The organism is Veillonella sp. CAG:933, assembly GCF_000431435.1.
GTDB lineage: Bacteria > Bacillota > Negativicutes > Veillonellales > Veillonellaceae > Veillonella_A.
This window is the reverse complement of sequence record NZ_HF986144.1, coordinates 1-1,091: the sequence shown is the minus strand read 5'-3', so window position 1 is coordinate 1,091 and position 1,091 is coordinate 1. Positions and strand designations below refer to the sequence as shown.

At 33.0% G+C, this 1,091-nt stretch carries 1 protein-coding gene; it reads left to right on the top strand.

Going from position 1 to position 1,091, the window contains the following annotated elements; translation table 11 throughout:
- Positions 1–156: 156 nt before the first annotated feature.
- Positions 157–1,091, top strand: a 935-nt coding sequence (locus tag QZL64_RS01880) for a hypothetical protein (RefSeq protein WP_296309142.1), incomplete at its 3' end; no start/stop codon positions are given.

Here is a 1,091-nt window from a genome sequence, read left to right as displayed (position 1 = left end):
ATATAGTGCAGATGAGGAAGCAGCATTAAAATCTAATATGGTTGAACAATTGCTTAGTGGCAGTCAACCTATTACCAGATATGATGAATGGCAATCTTTTCAAACACTTAGAACAGAAGCTAAAACAATTGGCAAACAAATATTTAATATTTAATTATGGTAATTAAAGTAAAATATAATGGGGAATGGGTTAAAATACCATACTTAAGTAGTGATCATGGTCGGGAACTAGTAGAAGAAGCACCTAAAGATGGTTCACAGTACGCTAGACAAAATGGTATATGGTCTGTAGTAAATATACCAGAAGTTGACTTTACTGAGGTATATAATGCTATTGATACTAAAGTTGATAAAGTAGAAGGTAAGAGTTTAAGTACTAATGATTATGTTACTGCAGATAAAACTAAAGTTACAAACATCAATGAAGTAATTGAAGCTGCTACTAAGAATATTACAGCAACAGATATCTCTATTACTCTGGATAAAAGGAACTTAGTAACCAATGCAGTAGAAAATATAGAATTAAATCTTCCTGCATCTACTACAGCTTTAGCTGGTTTGATGTTGCCTTCAGATAAGACAAAATTGAATGGTATTGCTGCTGGTGCTGAAGTAAATGTTAATGCCGATTGGAATGCTACAGAAGGAGATGCATTTATATTGAATAAACCAACATTGGCTACAGTTGCTACATCTGGTAGTTACAATGATCTTACTAATAAACCCACCATACCCACTGTGGATGTTAACAAAAAATATGTAGATGATAAATTAGCTACTAAAGCTGATTTAGCGGATTATACGGTATTTGACATCTTCATGAAAGTGGCAAACGGTGATACTCCATCTATATCTCAAGAAGACTATAATACATTACTAGAGAAGATTCCAAACGGTTTTGTTAATACACTTCCAATTAGAGATAATGGTGTGTATATATCGAGTCTTTTTGGCGGATATAACACCAATGGTGATAATTCTATTTGGTTTTATGCGCAACAAACTATGGGGGTTAATCATTGTTCTATACAAATGTGGATACGTCAGAATTTAGATGTGGAGACTCAGGTTAATAATGATTATTTAATTCC